At 53.2% G+C, this 16,535-nt stretch carries 14 protein-coding genes, 2 tRNA genes and 1 other RNA gene; 7 read left to right on the top strand and 10 right to left on the bottom strand.

The window, feature by feature from the left end; translation table 11 throughout:
* Positions 1-139: 139 nt before the first annotated feature.
* From H4F65_RS07015 to H4F65_RS07000, 4 genes are all read left to right on the top strand, one after another.
* Positions 140-215, top strand: a tRNA-Lys gene (locus H4F65_RS07015).
* Between the two features lie 45 nt (positions 216-260).
* Positions 261-336: transfer RNA gene (locus H4F65_RS07010), tRNA-Lys, on the top strand.
* A 46-nt stretch (positions 337-382) separates the two neighbouring features.
* Positions 383-495, top strand: a non-coding RNA gene (locus tag H4F65_RS07005) — RtT sRNA.
* 235 nt (positions 496-730) lie between these two features.
* Positions 731-1,447, top strand: a complete 717-nt coding sequence (locus tag H4F65_RS07000; protein WP_010285311.1) for a DUF554 domain-containing protein — start codon at positions 731-733, stop codon at positions 1,445-1,447.
* A 14-nt stretch (positions 1,448-1,461) separates the two neighbouring features.
* On the opposite strand, the gene H4F65_RS06995 is transcribed toward H4F65_RS07000, so the two are convergent.
* Positions 1,462-1,860, bottom strand: a complete 399-nt coding sequence (locus H4F65_RS06995) for a YjaA family stress response protein (RefSeq protein WP_010285312.1) — start codon at positions 1,858-1,860, stop codon at positions 1,462-1,464.
* A 222-nt stretch (positions 1,861-2,082) separates the two neighbouring features.
* On the opposite strand from H4F65_RS06995, the gene nadA reads away from it, so the two are divergent.
* Positions 2,083-3,144 carry a quinolinate synthase NadA gene (gene nadA / locus H4F65_RS06990; protein ID WP_010285313.1) on the top strand — a complete coding sequence of 354 codons (1,062 nt, stop codon included), beginning with the start codon at positions 2,083-2,085 and terminating at the stop codon, positions 3,142-3,144.
* A 58-nt stretch (positions 3,145-3,202) separates the two neighbouring features.
* Entirely contained in the window at positions 3,203-3,928 is a 726-nt protein-coding gene (gene pnuC, locus H4F65_RS06985; RefSeq protein WP_010285314.1) for a nicotinamide riboside transporter PnuC, read from the top strand.
* A gap of 6 nt (positions 3,929-3,934) precedes the next feature.
* On the opposite strand, the gene zitB is transcribed toward pnuC, so the two are convergent.
* On the bottom strand, positions 3,935-4,897 hold the full coding sequence (gene zitB, locus H4F65_RS06980; protein WP_010285315.1) for a CDF family zinc transporter ZitB: 963 nt from the start codon (positions 4,895-4,897) through the stop codon (positions 3,935-3,937).
* Positions 4,898-5,193: 296 nt separating this feature from the next.
* Between zitB and aroG the strand changes: the two genes are divergently transcribed.
* The gene (gene aroG / locus H4F65_RS06975; protein ID WP_010285316.1) at positions 5,194-6,249 is read left to right on the top strand and encodes a 3-deoxy-7-phosphoheptulonate synthase AroG; all 1,056 of its coding nucleotides are present in this window, start codon (positions 5,194-5,196) and stop codon (positions 6,247-6,249) included.
* A gap of 145 nt (positions 6,250-6,394) precedes the next feature.
* Here the strand turns inward: aroG and gpmA are convergent, their stop codons facing one another.
* The 8 genes from gpmA to galE form a co-directional block, all read right to left on the bottom strand.
* On the bottom strand, positions 6,395-7,147 hold the full coding sequence (gene gpmA / locus H4F65_RS06970; RefSeq protein ID WP_010285317.1) for a 2,3-diphosphoglycerate-dependent phosphoglycerate mutase: 753 nt from the start codon (positions 7,145-7,147) through the stop codon (positions 6,395-6,397).
* 137 nt (positions 7,148-7,284) lie between these two features.
* Positions 7,285-10,422: an efflux RND transporter permease subunit gene (locus H4F65_RS06965; RefSeq protein WP_010285318.1), complete on the bottom strand. Its 3,138-nt coding sequence runs from the start codon at positions 10,420-10,422 to the stop codon at positions 7,285-7,287.
* Positions 10,419-11,921, bottom strand: coding sequence for an efflux RND transporter periplasmic adaptor subunit (locus H4F65_RS06960; protein WP_010285319.1), 1,503 nt, complete (start codon positions 11,919-11,921; stop codon positions 10,419-10,421). Before H4F65_RS06960 ends, H4F65_RS06965 begins: the two co-directional genes overlap by 4 nt.
* A complete protein-coding gene (locus H4F65_RS06955; RefSeq protein WP_010285320.1) occupies positions 11,918-13,177 on the bottom strand; it encodes a TolC family protein in 1,260 nt (419 codons plus the stop codon). Before H4F65_RS06955 ends, H4F65_RS06960 begins: the two co-directional genes overlap by 4 nt.
* A 12-nt stretch (positions 13,178-13,189) precedes the next feature.
* Positions 13,190-13,543, bottom strand: coding sequence for a copper-binding protein (locus H4F65_RS06950; RefSeq protein WP_010285321.1), 354 nt, complete (start codon positions 13,541-13,543; stop codon positions 13,190-13,192).
* A 74-nt stretch (positions 13,544-13,617) separates the two neighbouring features.
* Entirely contained in the window at positions 13,618-14,070 is a 453-nt protein-coding gene (locus H4F65_RS06945) for a hypothetical protein (RefSeq protein WP_010285322.1), read from the bottom strand.
* Positions 14,071-14,208: 138 nt separating this feature from the next.
* Entirely contained in the window at positions 14,209-15,255 is a 1,047-nt protein-coding gene (gene galM, locus H4F65_RS06940) for a galactose-1-epimerase (RefSeq protein ID WP_010285323.1), read from the bottom strand.
* Positions 15,256-15,440: 185 nt separating this feature from the next.
* On the bottom strand, positions 15,441-16,460 hold the full coding sequence (gene galE, locus H4F65_RS06935; RefSeq protein ID WP_010285324.1) for a UDP-glucose 4-epimerase GalE: 1,020 nt from the start codon (positions 16,458-16,460) through the stop codon (positions 15,441-15,443).
* Positions 16,461-16,535 lie beyond the last annotated feature (75 nt).

Here is a 16,535-nt window from a genome sequence, read left to right as displayed (position 1 = left end):
GCGGTTTTTGTGCCTAAACGTCTTAAGAGTAGGCAATCAAACAGTTTTTTAAGAAAATAGGTTGCGCCGAAAATTTAAATCAGTAATATGTGCCGCCGTTGCCAAGGCAAATAGCAAAACGCTAAAGCAGCATGAAATTGGGTCGTTAGCTCAGTCGGTAGAGCAGTTGACTTTTAATCAATTGGTCGCAGGTTCGAATCCTGCACGACCCACCAATTTCAAATGTAGTTTTAGTATGTATCAAAGCAGTTCCGCATTGCGGGTCGTTAGCTCAGTCGGTAGAGCAGTTGACTTTTAATCAATTGGTCGCAGGTTCGAATCCTGCACGACCCACCATTTCAGTAGTAGCATTCCTTTCTCGAATAAATTCATTTTAAGTCATATATCGCACGTGTCGTGTAGGTGAGAACCTGCGCTCAGGTTCGAGCCGAACGAAGCGTGACAGCAACGCGTTAGCGTTGACCCCGAAAGCCGAGTGTCCTGTACGACTCGCCTTTCAGCAGTAGCATTCCTTCCTCGCATAAATCCACGTTGATACAACGATCGTGTACACCGTATCGATGAGATAAAACCCATCATCATTCCCTACTCGGTAAGGCTTTGCGGTATATTAGGTTTTTCCCCCTCTCTATGGACTATATAACCCGTCAGGAACTGTTTTTTAATCCTATCGAGCAGGGATGGAGTCATTGCCACAGGGAAGCGCGTGTAGCCCTGTTTAGGAAGATATATGATTGGTCCGTTGATTAATGGTGCCGCTATCTTGATTGGTAGCGGGCTGGGTATTGCTTTACGTCGTTTTATCCCTCAGCGTTTGCAAGATGGCCTTCCGCCAGCGTTTGCGATGGTGTCGATTGCAATGGGAATCACGCTGGTTGTTAAAGTCCAGCAGTTGCCTGCGGTGGCGCTGGCTATCGTGATTGGTGTGGCGTTAGGCGAGCTGCTACGTATGGAATCCGGTGTGCAGTGGGCTGGTATGATGATTCAGAAAGGATTAAACCGCGTGCTGCCTGCACAGGAGCACCGCTTGCCGCAGGATGTCTACACTCAGAACTTTACCGCGTTAATCGTCCTGTTTTGTGCTAGTGGGACCGGTGTGGTTGGTGCGTTGACGGAAGGACTAACCGGCGATTATCAACTGCTAATCATCAAATCTGCTTTGGATATTTTCACCGCGCTGATTTTCTCCATCACGCTTGGCCTTGCTGTGATGTCGATTGCGATACCGCAAATTATTGTCCAGACGCTGCTGTTCTTCTCCGCCAAATTGATTATGCCCTTTATGACAGATATCACGATGGGTGATTTTTCTGCCTGTGGCGGCATTATCATGATTGCAGTAGGGCTGAGGATCGCGCAGATCAAATCATTTGCGGTGGTTAATTTCCTGCCTGCATTGGTTCTGGTTATTCCTATCTCTCTGTACTGGCATCGCTTCTTCGCCTAAAGCGCAGCATCTGATTAGCGGCTGACGATCAAAGGCATGTCGCCGCTAAAGATTTGTGTCACTTCCTGATCGGTAAGCGGCACGCTTTTGCTACAGACATAAATATGCTTTCCTTGCGGGCTGATGCTCTTGGCTAGCTCGATGTAGCTGGCAAACTCGACCTGGCTGTGTCCACCTTCATTCATCTCCATGGCATGGATGATGACCTTGTGTGAGGCGAACAGATCGATTAATCGTTTGGATGCCACTTTACGCGTGAGTCGAGCCAATAGCTTCATCGCCGGAATCATCTGTCCGAGTAGTAAGCGTGTGGTGGTAAAAGGCGTTTCTGATTGCTCTGTCACCTCTTGTTTCGTGTCCACGTTTCTGACGGTCAGGGTATTGCGATAGATTCTGATATAGAGGCTGGCCATGCCATTTCTCTCCTTGTCTCTTTTCTACTTTCTACAAGTCATGCCACTTACGCATTTCATCTCACGTTTTTAAGCATAGTAAACAAATTTGAGGGTTTTATTGAAAAAACACCGCGACTTCAGGGCAGTATTTCGGTATTTTGTTTAGGATAAAAAACTTCAGTGCTGATGATTAATGAGTATCTGATGTTACAACCCGAGTTGTCATCGTGGAAATTTATAATGAGTATCCTTTTTGATAGCAATGAGACCATTTATCCCTTTCCGCCGAAGCCCAGACCCTTATCGGCTGATGCAAAACAGCACTATCGTAGCAGGATAAAAACGCTGCTGCGGGAAAGAAATGCTGTCATGGTCGCGCACTATTATACCGATCCTGAAATTCAGGCGCTGGCGGAAGAAACGGGCGGCTGTGTAGCGGACTCGCTGGAAATGGCGCGCTTCGGCAGCACCCATAAGGCATCAACGCTGCTGGTGGCAGGTGTCCGCTTTATGGGAGAGACCGCCAAGATACTCAACCCGGAAAAGACGATTCTGATGCCCACGCTGGAAGCAGAATGCTCGCTCGATCTCGGTTGTCCCGTCGATGAGTTCAGCCGTTTTTGCGATGCGCACCCGGACCGAACGGTGGTGGTGTATGCCAATACCTCCGCGGCAGTGAAAGCACGTGCGGATTGGGTGGTGACATCCAGCATCGCGGTGGAATTGATCGAGCATCTGGATAGCCTGGGAGAAAAGATTATCTGGGCACCGGATCGCCATCTGGGAAGCTATGTACAAAAGCAGACAGGGGCGGATGTACTATGCTGGCAGGGTGCGTGCATTGTGCATGACGAATTTAAAACGCAGGCATTGAAGCGCATGAAGATTTTGTACCCCGATGCGGCAATTTTGGTCCATCCAGAATCGCCACAGAGTGTGGTAGAGATGGCTGATGCCGTGGGGTCAACTAGCCAGTTGATTCAGGCGGCGGGAACGCTGCCACAGCGCGAACTGATTGTGGCGACCGATCGCGGTATTTTCTACAAGATGCAGCAGGCTTGCCCAGAGAAAACATTACTGGAAGCGCCGACAGCGGGTGAAGGCGCTACCTGTCGCAGCTGCGCCCATTGTCCGTGGATGGCGATGAATGGACTGGAAGCGATTGCTAATGGTCTGGAGCAAGGCGGTGATGCTCATGAGATTCATGTTGATGCAGCCCTGCGAGAAGGCGCGTTAATCCCGCTGAATCGCATGCTGGATTTTGCGGCTTCGCTAAAATTGCGTGTGAAAGGGAATGCCTGACGGAGATCTTGGGCATCGTCATAGAGACTTTTTACAATAATTGAGACAGGGTGATGAGATGGATTTTTTTAGTACCAGCAATATTTTAATTCATATCCCTTTGGGGGAAGGGGGATACGATCTTTCCTGGATTGAGGCGATTGGTACGCTGTTTGGCCTGCTGTGTATCTGGTTCGCGAGTCAGGAAAAAACCATCAACTATCTGTTTGGGTTGATTAACGTCACGTTGTTTGCCGTGATCTTTTTCCAGATTCAGCTTTACGCCAGCCTGTTACTGCAAATCTTCTTCTTTGCCGCCAATATTTATGGCTGGTATGCCTGGACGCGTAAGACGGATTCGCAGGAAGTGGAGTTACGTATCCGCTGGCTGCCAGTGCAGAAACTGATTGGCTGGTCGGTGGCGTGTGTTGTCGCGATTGGCTTGATGACGTTCTATATTGACGCGGTGTTTGCAGTGCTGACGCGCATCGCTGTTTCCGGTATGCAGGGGTTAGGGCTGTCTGTACAGATGCCGACTCTCCAGCCAGATGCGTTCCCATTCTGGGATTCCACCATGATGGTGCTGTCGATCGTGGCGATGATTCTGATGACGCGTAAATACGTCGAGAACTGGCTGTTGTGGGTGGTGATTGATGTGATAAGCGTGGTGATTTTTGCTTATCAGGGCGTGTATGCGATGGCGGTAGAGTACGCCATCCTGACGCTGATTGCGCTGAACGGCTCTTGGCTGTGGATTAAGAGCGCGCAGGAAAACCGCGCCAGCGCGGTTTCACACGGCGTGTAGTCAAATTTAATGCTTGTGGTGGTGGCCTTCTGCATCATACTTTTCACCATAATGAATAGCCGAATGATGGCTTTCCTGATGAAAAGAGCAGTGGTCATCATCACAGCGTTGATATTCCATCTGAACCGTCGCGTGTTCAATCTGGTAATGCTTCAGTAAATATTCCTGAATCCGTCTTAACAGCGCATCGTGATCGTGAGGTGGAACCACCTGTGCATGCAGCGTCATCATCGGTTTTTCGCCAACCTGCCATAAATGGACATGATGGATGTTTCTGACTTCGGGAATATTCAGCGTCAGATCTTTCTGTAGAACCTCAACGCTAAGTTGTCCGGGCGTACCTTCCAGCAACTCGTGAATACTCTCTTTCAATAACGCCCACGCACTACGCAGCACCAGACATGACACCAAAATAGAAAGAATCGGGTCGATAGGCGTCCAGTTGGTATAAAGAATGATAATGGCTGCGGCAATCGCACCAACGGATCCAAGTAGATCGCCCAGCACATGCAGGGCTGCCGCGCGGACGTTAATATTTTTCTCTTTACTGCCGTGGTGTAGCAGCCAAAATGCCACGATATTTGCCACCAAACCGGCAACAGCGACAAGCAGCATAGGCACACCGGCAACGGGCTGGGGATCATAGAAGCGCTGAATGGCTTCCCAGAAGATGAAGGCAGTAATCAGTATCAGCGTCAGCGCGTTCACAAAGGCGGCGAGGGTCGTGAGTCGCAAATAGCCAAAGGTATGGCGCGCATTGGGCTTACGCTGTGCGAAACGTACGGCGACAAGCGCGACGAACAGCGCGGCGGCGTCCGTCAACATATGGCCTGCATCTGCCAGCAGCGCGAGGGAGCCGGACAGCAGACCACCAATGACTTCTGCCACCATAAACGTGGCGGTAATGATAAACGCGGCCAGCAGACGTTTACTGTTGCCGGATTCCGTGTGGCTGTGATTATGTGCCATAGATCACCCTGAGTTGCGGTTTTATCCCACTTTACTGAAACCCACAGAGAAAACCTATTCTGTCATTCACCCGATCGGTCAGTTGAGCTATTTTCTGATGAAAATAGGACGGATGCGGCATCTGAGAGCATTTGATCGCGTAAATTCCGCTGATTTCAGCGCCCTGACAACACCAGCTTGACATATAATAACCAATCTTCAATATGAAACATCCCGCTTCTCATGCTACCCGTATAGGCGGGATGGCGCGTATTGGATGGGACTAACATACCGTTTCGGAACCGATGGATTTATTTATGAATTACCAAAATGATGATTTAAGAATTAAAGAGATTAATGAACTTTTGCCGCCGGTTGCTTTGCTAGAAAAGTTTCCAGCCACGGAGAAGGCAGCAGAAACGGTATCGTTCGCGCGTACTGCCATCCATAAAATTCTTAACGGCAATGACGACCGCCTGCTGGTGGTCATTGGTCCTTGCTCGATCCACGACACGAAAGCAGCAAAAGAGTATGCCGCGCGTCTGCTGACGCTGCGTAACGAGCTGAGCGACGATCTGGAAGTGGTTATGCGGGTTTATTTTGAAAAACCACGCACCACGATTGGCTGGAAAGGGTTGATCAACGATCCGCGCATGGATAACAGCTTCCAGATCAATGACGGTTTACGCATTGCACGTCAGCTGCTGCTGGAAATTAACGATATCGGTTTGCCAGCAGCGGGTGAGTTTCTGGATATGATCACCCCGCAATACCTAGCGGATTTGATGAGCTGGGGTGCTATCGGCGCACGTACGACGGAATCTCAGGTACATCGTGAACTGGCATCCGGCCTGTCATGCCCTGTCGGCTTTAAAAACGGCACCGACGGGACGATCAAGGTCGCGATTGACGCGATCAACGCCGCCAGCGCGCCACACTGCTTCCTGTCTGTGACCAAATGGGGCCACTCGGCTATCGTGAACACCAGCGGTAACAATGATTGCCACATCATTCTGCGTGGCGGTAAAACGCCGAACTACAGCGCTGAGCATGTGAAAGATGTGAAGATCGGTCTGGAAAAAGCGGGTCTGACACCACAGGTCATGATCGATTTCAGCCATGCGAACAGCAGCAAGCAGTTCAAAAAGCAGATGGATGTCTGTACTGACGTCAGTGGGCAGATCGCTCAGGGCGACAAAGCGATTATGGGCGTGATGGTGGAAAGCCATCTGGTCGAAGGCAACCAGAATCTGGAAAGCGGTGAGCCGCTGGTTTATGGTCGCAGTGTGACCGATGCCTGCATTGGCTGGGAAGACACTGAATCCCTGCTGCGTCAGTTAGCGTCTGCTGTACGCGAACGCCGTAACAAGTAATATCGAATAGCGTGCTACCTGGCACGCTATAAAAACGTAGGGGACGTTTTTCAACGTCGTTGGCGATAGTTTGTCAGGAAACACGTTGAATTATGCGCCATAAAAAAACCCGGCACAGGCCGGGTTTTTCTCATTCAGGGGTAAATTACTTCGCTTTACCCTGATTCGCTACTGCGGCAGCTTTTGCAGCGATTTCGTCTGCGTTGCCCAGATAGTAACGTTTGATTGGCTTGAAGTTCTCGTCGAACTCATAAACCAACGGCACGCCAGTTGGGATATTCAGTTCCAGAATTTCGTCTTCGCCCAGGTTATCCAGATATTTCACCAGCGCACGCAGTGAGTTACCGTGAGCCGCAACGATCACACGCTCACCGCTTTTGACGCGTGGCAGGATAGTTTCGTTCCAGTAAGGCACAACACGGTCGATGGTCAGCGCCAGGCTTTCAGTCAGTGGCAGCTCTTTGTCGCTCAGAGAAGCGTAACGCGGATCGTGGCCCGGGAAACGTTCGTCATCACGCGTTAACTCTGGAGGCGTAATTGCAAAACCACGACGCCATTGTTTAACCTGCTCATCACCGTATTTCTCAGCGGTTTCGGCTTTGTTCAGACCCTGCAACGCACCGTAGTGACGCTCATTCAGTTTCCAGCATTTCTCAACTGGCAACCAGGCTTGATCCAGCTCGTCCAGTATATTCCACAGTGTGTGAATGGCACGTTTCAGCACGGAGGTATAAGCGAAATCAAAGGCAAAACCTTCGTCTTTCAGCAGCTGACCTGCGGCTTTGGCTTCTGAACGGCCTTTGTCGGATAGATCGACATCGTACCAGCCTGTGAAGCGGTTTTCGTTGTTCCACTGGCTCTCACCGTGTCTTACCAGTACCAGCTTAGTTACAGCCATAGCTAAACTCCTTCCTATCCTAAGATTTCTGTGATAACTAATTTCATTATAGGGGTGGAGAACGGTTATCGGCAATCGATAGTCGAGGGCAAGCGTGATTTATCCGCAGGTTATTTGCGTAAAATCACGCTCTGGCTTTACCGTTTCAGCAAACCGGAATCCCCCTTGTGCAATAACAGATAGACCGCAGGGATCACCAGCATCGACAGCAGAGGAGCGCTCACCATCCCGCCGATCATCGGTGCGGCAATCCGCTGCATGATTTCGGATCCGCTGCCGCCACCCCACATGATGGGAAGCAGCCCTGCCATAATCGTTGCGACGGTCATCATTTTTGGCCGTACGCGCAGAACCGCCCCTTCGTGGATGGCATCCATCAACTGCTGGCGTGACAGCGCCTGGCCCGCCACGCGGTGTTTCTCTACCGCATGATTGAGGTAGAGCAGCATGATGACGCCGAATTCCGCCGACACGCCCGCCAGTGCAATAAAGCCCACAGCACCGGCTACAGAAAGATTATAGCCAAGGATATAGAGCAGCCAGACGCCGCCAATCAGCGCGAAAGGTAAGGTTGCCATGATCAGCAATGCATCTTTGATGCGGTTGAAGGTGACATACAGCAGCACAAAAATGATCAGCAGCGTAAAAGGCACGACGACTTTCATTTTCTCGGTAGCGCGTTCCAGATACTCAAACTGACCGGACCAGCTCAGTGAAACGCCTTCCGGCAGCGTGACCTGCTGGGTAACGGCCTGCTGCATGTCTTCAACGGCGGATTTCAGATCGCGGCCGCGGAGATCGACGTAGATCCAGTCCGACAGGCGACTGTTTTCACTTTTCAGCATTGGTGGCCCTTCGCTGACGCGAATATCAGCCAGCTCTGCCAGCATCACTCTGCTGCCATTTGCCGTCACGATGGGCAGATCACGCAATTTTTGCAGTGAATCGCGTAATTCACGCGGGTAGCGGATATTGATGGGATAACGCTGGCGACCTTCAATCGTTTCGCCGATATTTTGCCCGCCGATGAGTGTAGAAACCACCGACTGAAGTTCCTCGACGGACACACCGTAGCGCGCAGCGCGTTGCCGGTCGATATCAATATCGATATAGCGCCCGCCCGCCAGCCGTTCCGCCAGTGCAGACGTCACGCCCGGAACCTGCTTCACCACCTGCTCTATTTGTGCGGCGGTGCGTTCGATGTCTGCCAGATTATTGCCGTTAACCTTAATACCCACTGGGCTTTTGATGCCGGTGGCCAGCATGTCCAGCCGATTGCGAATCGGTGGCACCCACACATTGACGATACCCGGCAGGCTGACGGTACGATCCAACTCGGCCACCAGCTTGTCCATGGTCATGCCTTCGCGCCACTGGTTGCGCGGTTTCAGCCGAATCGTACTTTCCAGCATGGTGAGCGGGGCGGGGTCGGTGGCCGTTTCGGCACGGCCTGCTTTGCCGAAAACCGATTCGACTTCGGGCACGGTTTTAATCAGCCGGTCCGTTTGTTGCAGCAGACGACCCGCTTCTCGCGCGGAGATACCGGGCAGAGTGGAAGGCATATACAGCAGATCGCCTTCATCCAGCGGCGGCATGAATTCGCTTCCCAGACGGCTGAGTGGAAAGAGCGTCAACAGCAACAGCAGGCCGGAGACCAGCAGCGTGGTCTTCGGATAGCTCAGCACCTTTTGCAGCACCGGGTGATAGGCTGCAATCAGCCAGCGGTTAATCGGGTTCGCCTGTTCGTCCGGTATCTTGCCGCGAACGAAATATCCCATTAATACCGGCACCAGCGTAATCCCTAATCCGGCGGCGACGGCCATGGCATAGGTTTTGGTGAAGGCCAGCGGTGAAAACATGCGGCCTTCCTGCGCCTCCAGTGAGAACACGGGCACAAACGACAGCGTAATGATTAGCAGGCTGCAAAATAGCGCAGGCCCGACCTCTACCGCAGCCCGCTCCGCTAACTGCCACCACTCGTTATTCTGCGGCTGTTTCCCAGGATTCTCATGCCGCCACTGCTCAATGACTTTATGCATGTTTTCTATCATCACAATCGCGGCATCTACCATCGCGCCGATGGCAATCGCAATACCGCCCAGCGACATGATGTTGGCGTTCACACCCTGATAGCGCATGATGATAAACGCCCCCAGAATCCCCAGCGGCAGACTGATGATCGCCACCAGCGCCGAGCGGAAGTGAAACAGAAACAGGGCGCAGATAATCGCTACGACGACAAACTCTTCCAGCAGCTTGAAGCTAAGCGTATCGATGGCATGTTCAATCAACTGCGAACGATCGTAGGTTGGGACGATCTCTACACCCGCGGGCAGGCTTTTCTGTATTTCCTGTAACCGTGCTTTGACAGCATGCAGCGTATTCAGCGCATTCTTGCCATAGCGCAGGACGATGATGCCGCCGGCCACTTCACCTTCGCCATTCAACTCGGCGATGCCGCGCCGCATCTCCGGCCCTTCTCTGAGCGTAGCCACATCCTGCAACAGCACGGGAATGCCATTGCGGGTAGTAATCACCACGTGGTTAAAATCCTGCATACTTTTCAGGTAACCAGTGGTGCGCACCATGTACTCTGCTTCGCCTAATTCCAGCACGGAACCGCCGTTTTCCTGATTGGCAGCCTTTACGGCACTGACGATCTGCTGGTGGGTGATGCCCAGTGTCCGCATGCGTTCCGGGTCGACGACGATCTGATACTGTTTGACCATGCCGCCCACGCTGGCGACTTCCGCCACATCAGGCACCGTTTTCAACTCATATTTCAGCAGCCAATCCTGAAAGCCACGCAGGTCGGCCAGACTGTATTTGCCGCTGCGATCCACCAGCGCATATTCGTAAATCCAGCCGACACCAGTGGCATCCGGGCCGAGTGAAGTCTTGGCGTCGGCTGGCAGGCTGGATTGCACTTGGCTGAGATATTCCAGCACGCGAGAACGCGCCCAGTAAGGGTCGGTGCCATCTTCAAACAGTACATAAACGTAGGCATCGCCGAACATGGAGAAGCCCCGTACCGTCTTGGCCCCCGGAACGGAAAGCATGGTTGTGGTCAGCGGGTAGGTCACCTGATTTTCCACCACCTGTGGTGCTTTTCCCGGATAGCTGACGCGAATGATGACCTGTACGTCCGATAAATCGGGCAGAGCATCCAGCGGCGTTTTTTGTAGCGATAGCAGGCCCCACGCAGCCATGAATAGCGCTGCCAGTAAAACCAGAAGACGGTTTTTGAGCGACCAGCGAATGATGTAGGCAATCATGGATGGCCTCCATGGCTGGCATGCGGATCGTCAGCGGGTAAAAAGTTCAGGACGTGAATCCCGCTGTCGTCCATGTTGAACTGGAAACGCACGGTACTGCCGATTCCCATTCCCTGCGGTAGCCCTGACGGTGGTAGCGTGAAATCCATCGTCATCGGCGACCAGTTGAGTGCCGGAACCGCTTCGTGTTCGATGGTGGCCTGATTGCCGTTTATCGCCCTGATGACTCCCTGAGTGTGATAGCCAACGGGCGCAGCCGACGTTTCTGGGGCTGTCGACTTTTCCGCATCAAACTGCGGTAGGGCGCTGCGCAGGCTGGCTTCGGAATCAATCAGGAACTGACCGGAAGTGACCACGTTGTCACCTGCCTTCAGTCCATTGAGGATTTCGACCCAGTCGCCGAGCGACGCGCCCACTGTGACGTTACGTGGGGTAAAATGACCAGTGCCATCACTCAGTAAGACCCGGTTTTGGCTACCGCTGACCAATAGCGCTTCCTGTGGGATCGCCAGACGCGGCTGTGCCTGCGGCTGAGAGAGCTGCACGGTCAGGTACATACCGGGTTTAAGCTGCTGTTGCGGGTTATCCAGCACCACGCGGGCTTTTAACGTACGTGTGGCGCTATCTAATACGGGCAGCAGTTCGCTGATCTTGCCGTGGAAGGTTTTACCCGGCCAGCCGTTGCTTGTCGCGATGATGTCGCTGCCGAGAGTGAGCTGCGCGGTTTGCGATTCGGGGTAATCGACATCCACCCACACTGGATTCAGGCTGGCAAGCTCAAAGAGAGGCTGCGCTGGGCTTAACTGCATGCCTTGCCGCACCTCTAGCTTATTCACGTAGCCGTCTTCCGGCGCGGTAATCGCGATCCTATCCTGCGGCTTACCGCTACGCTCGACCTGCCGAATAATCGCTTCCGGCATGAAGAGCAGTGCTAGCCGCTGGCGAGCCGATTGAGTCAGCATGTCGTCGCCCAACTGCCGTACCGCCAGATATTCGCGCTGCGCCGCCGCCCATGCCGGGTTCCACAATGTCGCCAGCGTTTCGCCTTTCTTCACCTGCTGTTGTAGCGCACTGACGGTGAGCTTTTCGACAATGCCGCCGCTGGGTGCCACCAGCGAGTGGAATCCGCGTTCGTTGAGCGTGACGGTACCGTAACCCGTGCTACTACTGGAAAGTTCGCGCATTTCAGCGCGCGCCGTGCGAACACCGAGGTTTTGCTGCTGGCGTGCGCTGACGGTGATACCACCGTCATCCTGCGCTTCATCGGCGTAGCGGGGCACCAGTTCCATATCCATAAAAGGCGATTTCCCTGGTTTATCGAAGCGTTTATCCGGCACCATCGGATCGTACCAATAGAGGACGGTACGTGCTGACGCTGCGGCGGAAGAAGACTGTGGCGTTGGCTGTTTACCCACCAGATAGCCCACGCCACCTGCGCTGAGGATAGCCAGCGTCATCAGGCTAAATATCAGAGATTTGCTTGTGACTGTTTTGCTCATCGCGTAGGGTTTCCTTGTGGCGTCAGATAGCGGATGGCAGCCCAATATTGGGCCATCTCCCGTGCGGTATCCTGAACGGCGATCCGGCTTTCGAGCAGCGCTCGGCGGGCATCCAGTACGGCAGAGAGGTTACTGCTGCCGGATTGATACTGAGCCTGAATCAGTTTGATGCGCTGCTGTTGCAGCGGAAGAACGTCGTTGTGCTGACGCTGCCAGCGTGACTGTGCCGCTTGATATTTAGCAATCAGCGTATCGAGCTGCGCCTGATGTTCTCGTTCGGTGAGCAAGACTTTGTCGCGCGCTTCCATGCTGCGTGATACGTCTGCGGCGTAGTCCTTATCCTGACGTTTGGATGTGAACAGCGGCAGATCGACCGTCACCATCATGCCTGCCATGTCGTCGTAATCATCTCCGCGCTTCGCGTAATAGACTTCAACATCGACATTGGGGATGGCGGCAACGGCTGACTGTGCGGAGCGAGCCTGAGCCAGTTCAGCTTCACGCTGCGCCTGTTGCATTTCTGGATGTTGATGAATGGCGTCGCCTAGTACCTCCGGTGAGGCGGGTAGCCGTTCAAAGCGAGGCAGTTCACCGTGCACGTTGATATCCGGCATGCCGGTAAGCTGCACCAGTCGGGTGTGCGCGATGCGGGTATCTCGCTCGGCATCGGCCAGTCTGTCCTGCATGGCCGCCAGCGTCAGGCGGGCATCCAGAACACTACTGGCTTCACTGCCCGCAGCCACACTCGCTTTTTGTGAGGCGATCTGCCGCTGGCTTTCGTTGACCAGCGCGGTCACTTCGGTCAACGCCTTTTGGGAGAGCGCCAGATCCAGCCATGCCTGTGCCGTTTCCCGTTGCAGGCGGGCACGAATGCTTGCGCTGTTACTTTGCAACGCATCGGCTTCAACCCGAATAGCCTGCGCCTTGCTATCGCGCTTACGGCTGCTGACATAAGTTTGCATGACGCCGATACGCTGCATCGTCATTCCTTCGCGCGTGAGTCGACTACCGTTGTTGCCGCCTAATGGCAAATTCTCGACGCCAAATTTCAACTTCGGATCGGGAAGTTGCGTAGCAGAGTCGGCCATGTTCTGGAGCGCATTAATCTGGTGTTGATTGGCCGACAGGTCAGCGGAATAACGCTCCGCCGCCTGTAAGGCCTGTTCAAGACTCAGATCTGCCGCAAAGACGACGGCAGGCAGCCACAGCAACATCGCCAGACACGCGCGCGCGGCGTCGTGTTTGGATAAGTTCATGCTGTACTCCGGTTAAGGTTGCTGTGGTGTAATCGCGGTCAGGATGTAGCCGCTATCGTTCTGGATAAAGCTGAACGTAACGGGTGTGTTGACAGGCAATGGCGTTATTTCGCCGCTGGATGGCAGCGTGAAGGCCATCGTCATGGCAGGCCATTTGAGCTCGGCAATCGGCGCGTGAGAGAGCGTGACGCTGCTGGCGTTCCACTGCTTAACAATCCCGGTAGTTTGATAAACGGCTGTTGTGGCCGCAGGGGGCATGGTCGGCATCATCGCGTGATGCTGGTGGTCGTTTGCCCACACGGGGAAGACGAAGGAAGAAACAGAAAAAATCAGGCTGCTGATCAAAGCCATATAAGTAATACGCATAAAATAATCCCAATAAAAATAATTGATAAACAAGATGTTGCGCGCGCTGGCGCAGGGGTTATCAATCGCTTGGGTTATTCTCTGAATCGGCAGAAACGGATTTCAGCCGGGGGGCCGACCGCAGGAGGCGAGAGCCAGACATCAGATGTCGAACTAAGGGTGACAGGATTATCCGCTAAGACTAGCTCGCCACTGACCGGCAGCGCTAATAATACCAGCGAGCTATTATCCTGCTTCACGCTATCCGGCACACAGTGTTTTTCACACAGCGGCGTTTGCTGGTCGGCAACGTAAGATGCTTTAGCCGTATGCTGAGCATGAGATGATAACGGCTGAACGTCAGCCTGTTGCAGATGTGCTTGATGCTGGAGTGCGGGGGATGTCTGGCCGATCGTCATATCGCATTGATGCCCTGCGATAGCCAGTTGTGCATTCAGGAAAAACCAGCACAGCGCCAATAGCCATCCCCACCTGCCTTTATGGCGCAGATGATGAATGAATAATGGAGACCGTGATGATGCGGACATGGCGTTTCCCTTTTGGACGTTTTGGCAGTGTATGCGTCTGAGCGGGAAGGGGGCAAGCGGGGAATAGCATAGTTTTGTAAATTGGCAGAAAGTTATCTGCCAATGTTATCAATGGGTTAATTATGTTTTGCCGTTCGGTTACTGTATGAGAAACTGGTAAGTGGTATCCGAGCGATAGACTTTCCCCGGTTTCAGCCAGCAGTCGGGCTGCGGCCAGTCGGGGTGATTCGGGCTGTCCGGCAGGAATTCACTTTCCAGTGCGACACCGGCATAGTTTTCATATTGACCGCCGTCTCGCGAGGGCGTTCCGGCAAGAAAGTTGCCGCTGTAGAGCTGTAAGGCGGGAGCGCTGGTGAAAACGCTCATTAGCACGCGGCCATCGGATGACCATAAATTGGCAGCCGGACTTTCGCTGGAACCGCAGGTGCGATGCAATAAATAGGCGTGATCGTAGCCGCCGACGGCCATTTGATCGCTGTCGCGCAGGAAATCTTCTTCCAGTGCTTTTGGCTGGCGGAAGTCCATTCCGGTAGCGTTTACCGGTGTCAGATCGGCGTTAGGAATGCCCGAACTATTAACCGGTAAATAATAATCGGCAAACAACTGCAACTGGTGCTTACGGACGTCAGTCAGATCGCCATCAAGGTTGAAATACGCGTGGTTGGTCAGGCAAACGGGGCAGGCTTTCTCTACGGTCGCCTGATACGAGATTTCCAGCGAATTATGTTCGGTCAGCGCGTAGGTCACCTGTACGTTGAGATGCCCTGGATATCCTTGATCGCCATCCGGTGAGTGCAACTGGTACGTCACCTGCGCGGCATCCTGACTGGCAATTCGCCAGCGGCGAGCATGAAAGCCTTCCGGGCCACCGTGCAACTGGTGCTCGTTCTGGTTTGGAACCAGATGGAACGTTTCGGTTTCTCGACTGAATGTGGCTTTGGCTATGCGGTTGGCATAGCGGCCAATCGATGCACCGAGATAAGCGCTTTGTCGCGGATACTGCTCGGGTGAGGCACAGCCCAATAAGACTTCTCGCACCTCACCCTCTGGTAGCGGCAGCTCACAGGAAAGCCAGGTTGCACCCCAGTCCATCAGGCACACGCGCATGCCTGCCTGATTCTGCAAGGTCGTTAATTGAAACGGCTGACCATCGGGTGCCAGCGTGCTAAGACTTTCATTCAACATGACTTGCTCCTGTAGAGGCCTGAGAAGGTAAAGAGGATTGGCCGATGGTTGCAATGTTGGGGAATTAAGCAGAAAGGAGTGTGCTGACAAAGTACGCCGTTCTCATTCCGTAAATGGGTTTGTCAACGGTATGAATCAGTTCTGCTTATCTTCCCTTATCTGTCACTCGGCGTGAAAAAACGCCGTCATTCTTCGTCGTACCCATTAGGGTGGCTGGACTGCCAGCGCCAGGTGTCCTGCGCCATTTCTTGCAATGAGCGTGTGACTCGCCAGTTAAGGTCTTTCGCTGCACGCTCGGCATCTGCCCAATAAGCAGGCAGATCGCCCTGACGACGTGGGGCAAAATGGTAAGCTAGCGGTTTGCCACAGGCCTGACTAAAGGCTTCGACGACCTGCAATACACTGTAGCCTACGCCTGCGCCCAGATTATAAATATGCACGCCAGCACGATTTTGCAGGGTGTTCATGGCAGCGATATGGCCGTCAGCCAGATCGACGACGTGGATATAATCTCGCACGCCAGTGCCGTCAGCGGTAGGGTAGTCATTACCGAAAATCGCCAGCGAGTCGCGACGTCCGACAGCAACCTGAGCGATGTAAGGCATCAGGTTATTGGGCACACCTTGTGGGTCTTCACCCATCTCACCCGATGGATGTGCGCCAACCGGGTTGAAATACCGCAACAGCGTAATACTCCATTCCGGTTCTGCATGCTGTAAGTCTTGCAGGATTTGCTCGACCATCAGCTTGCTACGGCCATAAGGGCTGGCAGGGTGCCCTGTGGGGAAACTTTCTTGATAGGGCGTGCGAGGCTGATCGCCATAGACAGTGGCGGAGGAGCTAAAAATCAGGTTCTTCACGCCTGCTTTCTTCATCGCCTCTACCAGCACGAGCGTACCGTAGACGTTATTGTCATAGTAGCTCAGCGGTTCACGCACTGACTCGCCCACGGCTTTTAAGCCGGCAAAGTGGATGACAGAATCAATGGAATGCTTAGCGAAAATATCGTCTAGCAGCGCGCTGTCTCGGATATCGCCCTGATAAAAAACGGGTGTCTTATCGGTTAAGCGTGTAATGGTTTTAACGACGCTAGCCTTGCTGTTGCACAAGTTATCGAGAATGATGGGAGTGTGCCCGGCAGCCAGCAATTGTACGCAAGCATGACTCCCTATGTAACCGCTACCACCTGTAACAAGAACGTTCATAATGACCTCTATTATCGCAATACTGCAAAATAACATGGCTAGATGCTGAAAAAGGTGATCTACAGCGAGAATCTG

It is taken from the genome of Pectobacterium brasiliense, from assembly GCF_016950255.1.
In the GTDB taxonomy this organism is placed as follows: Bacteria; Pseudomonadota; Gammaproteobacteria; order Enterobacterales; family Enterobacteriaceae; genus Pectobacterium; species Pectobacterium brasiliense.
Note: the sequence above shows the minus strand (reverse complement) of the source record. Positions and strands in the feature narration are given on the sequence as shown.

What these genes read in the sequence shown, in the direction of transcription:
- H4F65_RS07000 (WP_010285311.1), top strand. Translation starts at nt 731, where the DNA reads ATGATTGGTCCGTTGATTAATGGTGCCGCTATCTTGATTGGTAGCGGG.
- H4F65_RS06995 (WP_010285312.1), bottom strand. Translation starts at nt 1,860, where the DNA reads ATGGCCAGCCTCTATATCAGAATCTATCGCAATACCCTGACCGTCAGA.
- nadA (WP_010285313.1), top strand. Translation starts at nt 2,083, where the DNA reads ATGAGTATCCTTTTTGATAGCAATGAGACCATTTATCCCTTTCCGCCG.
- pnuC (WP_010285314.1), top strand. Translation starts at nt 3,203, where the DNA reads ATGGATTTTTTTAGTACCAGCAATATTTTAATTCATATCCCTTTGGGG.
- zitB (WP_010285315.1), bottom strand. Translation starts at nt 4,897, where the DNA reads ATGGCACATAATCACAGCCACACGGAATCCGGCAACAGTAAACGTCTG.
- aroG (WP_010285316.1), top strand. Translation starts at nt 5,194, where the DNA reads ATGAATTACCAAAATGATGATTTAAGAATTAAAGAGATTAATGAACTT.
- gpmA (WP_010285317.1), bottom strand. Translation starts at nt 7,147, where the DNA reads ATGGCTGTAACTAAGCTGGTACTGGTAAGACACGGTGAGAGCCAGTGG.
- H4F65_RS06965 (WP_010285318.1), bottom strand. Translation starts at nt 10,422, where the DNA reads ATGATTGCCTACATCATTCGCTGGTCGCTCAAAAACCGTCTTCTGGTT.
- H4F65_RS06960 (WP_010285319.1), bottom strand. Translation starts at nt 11,921, where the DNA reads ATGAGCAAAACAGTCACAAGCAAATCTCTGATATTTAGCCTGATGACG.
- H4F65_RS06955 (WP_010285320.1), bottom strand. Translation starts at nt 13,177, where the DNA reads ATGAACTTATCCAAACACGACGCCGCGCGCGCGTGTCTGGCGATGTTG.
- H4F65_RS06950 (WP_010285321.1), bottom strand. Translation starts at nt 13,543, where the DNA reads ATGCGTATTACTTATATGGCTTTGATCAGCAGCCTGATTTTTTCTGTT.
- H4F65_RS06945 (WP_010285322.1), bottom strand. Translation starts at nt 14,070, where the DNA reads ATGTCCGCATCATCACGGTCTCCATTATTCATTCATCATCTGCGCCAT.
- galM (WP_010285323.1), bottom strand. Translation starts at nt 15,255, where the DNA reads ATGTTGAATGAAAGTCTTAGCACGCTGGCACCCGATGGTCAGCCGTTT.
- galE (WP_010285324.1), bottom strand. Translation starts at nt 16,460, where the DNA reads ATGAACGTTCTTGTTACAGGTGGTAGCGGTTACATAGGGAGTCATGCT.